This window comes from uncultured Anaerococcus sp., from assembly GCF_963510915.1.
In the GTDB taxonomy this organism is placed as follows: Bacteria; Bacillota; Clostridia; order Tissierellales; family Peptoniphilaceae; genus Anaerococcus.
Genome location: NZ_CAUPHG010000087.1, coordinates 1 through 6,319, shown reverse-complemented (window position 1 = coordinate 6,319; position 6,319 = coordinate 1). Strand labels below are relative to the sequence as shown.

At 36.6% G+C, this 6,319-nt stretch carries 4 protein-coding genes and 1 tRNA gene; 1 reads left to right on the top strand and 4 read right to left on the bottom strand.

Features of this window, described 5'->3' with window-relative positions; translation table 11 throughout:
• On the bottom strand, positions 1-883 hold an 883-nt coding region (locus tag RQ893_RS07290; protein WP_311482388.1), incomplete at its 3' end, for an isocitrate/isopropylmalate family dehydrogenase.
• Positions 880-2,817, bottom strand: coding sequence for an aconitate hydratase (locus RQ893_RS07285; RefSeq protein ID WP_311482387.1), 1,938 nt, complete (start codon positions 2,815-2,817; stop codon positions 880-882). The genes RQ893_RS07285 and RQ893_RS07290, both read right to left, overlap by 4 nt.
• Before the next feature lie 446 nt (positions 2,818-3,263).
• Between RQ893_RS07285 and RQ893_RS07280 the strand changes: the two genes are divergently transcribed.
• Positions 3,264-4,418 (top strand): iron-containing alcohol dehydrogenase, encoded by a 1,155-nt coding sequence (locus RQ893_RS07280; protein ID WP_311482386.1) that lies wholly within the window; start codon positions 3,264-3,266, stop codon positions 4,416-4,418.
• 291 nt (positions 4,419-4,709) lie between these two features.
• Here the strand turns inward: RQ893_RS07280 and RQ893_RS07275 are convergent.
• Both RQ893_RS07275 and RQ893_RS07270 read right to left on the bottom strand, forming a co-directional pair.
• Positions 4,710-4,785: transfer RNA gene (locus tag RQ893_RS07275), tRNA-Gln, on the bottom strand.
• Positions 4,786-4,861: 76 nt separating this feature from the next.
• Positions 4,862-5,578, bottom strand: a complete 717-nt coding sequence (locus RQ893_RS07270) for a hypothetical protein (protein ID WP_311482385.1) — start codon at positions 5,576-5,578, stop codon at positions 4,862-4,864.
• Between the last annotated feature and the right edge of the window lie 741 nt (positions 5,579-6,319).

Below are 6,319 nucleotides of genomic sequence, written 5' to 3'. Positions count from 1 at the left end.
TTTTTCCTGAGTTCTCTTTCTCGTTTATATCATCAAGAAGAAGACAAAGAGTCAAAAGCATGGCAATAGGATTGGCAAGATTTTTCCCTGCTATATCTGGGGCAGACCCGTGGATAGATTCGTAAATTGCAATGTCTTTTCCCTTATTCACCCCAGGCATAAGACCAAGCCCACCAACAAGTCCTGCGCCCAAATCTGATAAAATATCACCGTAAAGATTTTCTGTAACAAGAACGTCAAAACGGCCAGGATTCATAACCATTTGCATGGCGGTATTATCAACCAAAAGCTCCTCAAAGTCTATATCAAGGAATTTTTTAGCTACTTCTCTTCCAACTTCAAGGAAGAGTCCGTCAGAAAGCTTCATTATATTGGCCTTGGTGATGATGCTTACCTTTTTCCTGCCATTCTCTCTAGCAAATTCAAAAGCTTTTTCAATAATTCTCTGAGATTTTTCCCTGGTGATAACCTTGATAGAATGGGCTTCGTCTGGAGAAATTTGTTCTTCGATTCCGGCATAAAGGTCTTCGGTGTTTTCCCTAAAGATAACCATGTCAACCCCAGCAAATTTTAATTCGAGAGGCCCTGGAGCCTTGATTGGTCTAATATTGGCAAAGAGGTCGAATTTCTTTCTGAGTTCCACATTTATAGACCTAAAGCCATGGCCGATTGGTGTTGTAATTGGTCCCTTGATGGCAATTTTGTTTTTATTTATAGAATCGAAAAGCCTTTGAGGAATGTAGACCCCTTCTTCTTCAAAAACCGAAAGACCTGCGTTTATTTCTTCAAAGTCTAGGTCGATTCCAAGGGCTGCCACAACTTTTTTCATGGCTGCTGTGATCTCCGGCCCAATTCCATCGCCCTTAATCAGTGTAATTTTCATTTTTCCTCCAAATCTAGGTTCTTTGCGTAGTTTAGATAGCCACCTTCAAGAAGGATTTCCTTTTCTCTATCGGAAAAATCCCCTCTTAACTTTATTTTTATATTTTTAGTTAAATCTTCTAAGATGAAGTCACCACTTTCAATTGAATTTTCCATATTAGAAATTTTTATTTGATCATATTCAGAAATTTTTTCATAATCACTTTCATTTTCAAAAACCAATGGCAAGATGGCATTATTTATTAGATTTGACCTATGGATTCTTGCAAAAGACTTGGCAACAACAGCCTTGATACCCAAGAATAAAGGAAGAAGGGCTGCGTGTTCTCTGGATGAGCCTTGACCGTAATTTTCACCAGCAACAATAATTCCCCCATCATTTTCCTCGCACCTATCCTTAAAATCATCAATTTTTGTTGTAAAAGCAAAGTTTGATAAGTATTCAATATTTGACCTAAATGGCAAAAGATGAGCGTTTGATGGGCAAATATCATCGGTAGTTATTCCGTCGCCTGCTTTATAAACAACTTTTTTGTCTATATTTTTCGCCTTCTCCGCCTTTGGGAAAGGCTTGATGTTTTTGCCCTTGACAGTTTCCTTAACTCTCTTTGACAAATCTGTTTCTGGCATTATAAAATAGGCATCTGTGTGGTTGAAACTTACATTTTTGTCAAAATTTTCGCTGTAAGCAAGTTCACTTGGGTCTGCAATGTATCCAAGTACAGCACTAGCCGCACATGTTTCTGGACTTGCAAGGTAAATTTGTGCATCCATAGTTCCAGACCTGCCCTTAAAGTTTCTGTTAAAAGACCTTAGGGATACTCCACCAGACCTTGGTGCCTGACCCATACCGATACATGGTCCACATCCGGATTCGAGGACTCTCGCCCCTGCCTTTATCATGGTTGCCAAAGCTCCATTTTCAGAAATTTTTTCCAAAATTGTAGCAGACCCTGGCGAAATAACTAGGGAAACGTCTGGATGAACTTTCCTACCATCAAGAATAGCTGCCACCTTCATCAAATCCATATAAGAAGAGTTTGTGCAAGAACCAATGGCAACTTGATCTAATTTTATTTTGCCCAGGTCTTTTACCTCTGAGTATTGGTCAGGAAAATGTGGCTTGGCAACAGCTGGTTTAATCTCTCCTAAATCAATTTCAATTGTTTCGTCATAAAAAGCATCAGGATCGGCGGAAAGTTCTATATAGTCTTCTTCCCTGCCCTGGCTTTTTAAATAAGCTCTAGTGTTTTCATCTGATGGAAAAATCGAAGTGGTCGCCCCAAGTTCCGCTCCCATATTGCAAATAGTTGCCCTATCTGTTACAGAAAGTGACTTCACACCCTCTCCTGTATATTCCATTATGTAGCCTGTTCCACCCTTAACTGTGAGTTTTCCTAGAATATAGAGGATAACATCCTTGGCATTGGCAGCTGGATTTAGGGAATTTAAGAGATTTACCCTATAAATCTTAGGGACTTTTACAAAATAAAAACCCTTGGCCATAGCCACAGCCACCTCAAGACCTCCCGCTCCTATGGCAAGCTCGCCCATGCCACCACCAGTTGGTGTATGAGAATCTGAGCCTACTAGGGTGTCGCCAGGTTTTGCAAATTGTTCGAGATTGACCTGGTGGCAAATTCCTCCACCTGCTTTGGAAAATGTGATGCCAAACTTATTAGCAGCTGACTTTATAAACTCATGGTCGTCTGCATTTTCAAAACCAGCCTGTAAAATATTATGATCTATGTAAGCCACAGAATTTTCTGTTGCAACGTTATCTATATCCATAGCTTCAAGTTGAAGATATGCCATAGTCCCTGTTGAATCTTGGGTCAAGGTCTGGTCGATTTTTATCGCAACTTCATTTCCAGTCTTTAGTTCTCCTTTCAACAAATGATTTTTTAATATTTTCATAGCTAATGATAAGCCCATATAAAACTCCTTTAAATAGTTTAATGTATTAGTGAATTATGGTTAATTATACTTTTAAATTAAATTTTTCCCATTATTAAGGAAATTATTTAGACCCATTGAAGAAAAATATTAAATTCATAACATATTTCCGTAATATATAGCCATATATTAATCCATTTATCTAAAACTTTACATTTTCACTAGCTATGCCTTAAAATTTTATAGCTGAGGAATAATTTCTATGACCATAAAAACTCTATCTTTATTAAAACCTGCGTTTTTATAAGCAAAAAATTATTAGTTAGAATAATAATGAAAGATACAAGGCTAGAAAAATTTTTGAGTTTATTTCTAAGGATAGTTCTATCATTATTATCTGTAGGTAAACCTTTACATTCATAAGAAACGGGGGTATATTAAAAGTAGATTGTTAGTTAATTAACACAATAAGATTGGAGGATTTTATGACTTATACAACATTTTCAGTTCCAAACACCATAGTACATGGTGAACATGCACTTGATTACTTATCTACCCTAAAGGGCAAGAAAGCAGTCCTTGTTACAGGCGGCTCTTCTATGAAAAAATTTGGATTCCTAGATGAAGCCAAAGAACAACTAGAAAAAGCAGGCATGGAAGTTTTGATAATTGACGGTGTAGAACCAGATCCATCCGTTAAAACTTGTCTTGCTGGCGGAGCAAAGATGGCTGAATTTGAACCAGAATGGATAATCGCTATCGGCGGCGGTTCTGCAATGGACGCTGCAAAAGCTATGTGGGTATTCTATGAACACCCAGAATGGGATTTCGAAAGACTTGCAAACTTTGATAACCCACCATTAAAAAATAAAGCAAAAATGATTTGTATCCCATCTACATCTGGTACAGCTAGTGAAATTACAGCTTTCTCAGTTATTACTGATACAGAAAAAGAAATCAAATACCCACTAGTACACCCAGACTTCGTTCCAGAAGTTGCCCTTCTTGATATGAGAATTCCTGCAACCATGCCACCTAAGATTACTGCAGCTACTGGTATGGATGTTATGACTCACGCAGTTGAAGCTTTCGTATCAACAGCATCTGATGATTTCACAGACCCATATGCAATTAGAGCCATCCAATTAGTTTTTGGCTACCTAAAAGATGCTTACGATAAAGGTGATGACATGGTAGCTCGTGAAAAAATGCATATAGCATCTTGTATAGCAGGTATGGCCTTTACAAATGCTTCCCTAGGTATTGTTCACTCTATGGCTCACAAAATCGGCGGTATCTTCCACCTAACTCACGGTGAAGCAAATGCAATTATGTTACCATACATAATCGACTACAACAGAAAAACTTGCGATAAATACAAAGAAATCGAAAGAATCCTAGGCGTAGAAGACATAGCTGAAGAAATTAGAAAATTAAACGCGGCTGTAGGAATCACAGCTACTATCAAAGATGGTAAAAACACCATAATTGAAGAAAAAGACTTCCTAGAAGTATTAGACAAGATGAGTGAAAATGCCTTCAAAGACGCTTGTACACTAACTAACCCAAGAGAGACAAGCCCAGCAGACATCAAAAAAATCTACCACGCAGCCTACTACGGAGAAAAGGTAGACTTCTAGAAAATTTAATAAAAATCACGAAACCGACCCCAAGCTGGGTTGGTTTTTTGTTGGAAAATATTAGTTGGATAAAATTATAAAATAAAAAATCCGTAGATATGATCCACGGATTTACTACAATGGCTGGAATAGTAGGACTCGAACCTACGCTCTCCAGAGTCAGAATCTGGTGCCTTACCAACTTGGCTATCGTAAATAGCCGTTGAATTCGGCTATTTACGCCGAAAACAGAGTGCGGGAGCACGAAGAAGTCTGCGGAGCAGACGAGTTTTCGTTTCCTTTTTAAATTTTTGGCTGGAATGACAGGATTCGAACCTGTGATCTCCAGAGTCAGAATCTGGTGCCTTACCGGCTTGGCTACATTCCAAAAATTTACTTTTTCCTACCCTTATAAATTACCGCTTTCGACGATTTTGTCAACGACAAATCCAGCAATTATTGACCTATTTTTTCCTACCAGTCATGCAAAGATTCATCTCGAATCCAGCCCTTATGGCGGTATTTATAGATCTTGTGTGGGAAAATTGGGTAGCGGTGATTGGGCTTATACCCTCGTTTTCTTCCCTTATTATTAAAGATAGGCTCCTTAAAATTGAGGATCCAAGTCCTTGGTATTTAGGAAGTTCAGAAAATTTCTCAAGTCCTATATCCCAAAGATATTTACCTGAAACAGAGGCTCCCGCAAGAGCTACGAGCTCTTTACCATCATAAAAACCAAGTCCTATTCTGTCATCCTCATCAAAAGCAAAGGCCATTTTTGTCTTGCCTTTAAATTTGCTTATATCTTCTTTTTCTATCCTTGTAAATTCAAAATCTTTAACCGGCACCTCTCTATCAGAAAAACTCATCAAAGGGAAAAAATTATCAATTTCTATACCAAATTCTCTCAAAATACCATCTAGTTTCCTAATATTAGCCGCTTCAGCAAACCAGGCACCAGGATAATTTTGAAAATTTTCCCTAAGTTTATCTATCAAGTCAGCACTTTCCGATCTCATATATACCTTGCCACCTGTACAAATTGCAGAAAATTCCGACCTATTATAAAACAGAAAAGAATCGTCTGGATTATTTACCACAAAAACATTCGCTTTGTCGCTGAATTTACCATCGCTTATAAAATAATCATTCATTGTTTGTTTTTTAAAATTAATATCCATAGCCTGCTCCAAATAAAACTCTCTTCATCATTATATCAAAATTTATGTGTATCCCACAAGGTAAACCTAATCTATATGAAAGCTTAAAATCTTTATTAGCTAAGTATTTTTTTAAATATAATCAGATTCTCAATCCACTTTCAAATCCTATTTGTTACAAATAAAAGAATCCTAAAACAAAGACGAAACCAAAAGATCTGTATCGAAAAGCCACTTAAAAAGAATTTATAAAAATACCCACAAAAAAATCGACTCTGAAATTTCTTTACACTTCAAAGTCGATTATTATTCCCCACTGGCACAGCGTTTTGATTTAGGTTCAATCACGCTTACTTCCTTTCTATATTAGAAGCCATTAGACTTCTGAAACATCCCTACTATATGTGAAATCTTCTTTTCTATTAGTAACGGGTTTACAAAATACTTTATAAAATTATTTTCTTCATCAAATCTTTCAGTACAAATCATATAGAAAAACGTCAGATGGCTCATCTTTTACACTTATCTTCCACCACTTTTTCTATAAATTCATAAGCAAAGTAGATATACTAGAAACTTATAAATCACCAGCTGTCCATAAAAGCATCAAAATCAAACAAGTTTATAAATAATATTCAATTTTCTTAATCCCTGTGCCAGTGGGTAAGAAAACTACTTAATTTTTCTTATTACTATTATACCCTGATAATGTGGTTTTAAACACCAAAATAAGAATTTTTTTAAATTTTTTTAAAATTTTTA

Excerpts from the sequence above, each read along its gene's own strand:
- RQ893_RS07285 (WP_311482387.1), bottom strand. The coding sequence starts at position 2,817 with ATGGGCTTATCATTAGCTATGAAAATATTAAAAAATCATTTGTTGAAA.
- RQ893_RS07280 (WP_311482386.1), top strand. The coding sequence starts at position 3,264 with ATGACTTATACAACATTTTCAGTTCCAAACACCATAGTACATGGTGAA.
- RQ893_RS07270 (WP_311482385.1), bottom strand. The coding sequence starts at position 5,578 with ATGGATATTAATTTTAAAAAACAAACAATGAATGATTATTTTATAAGC.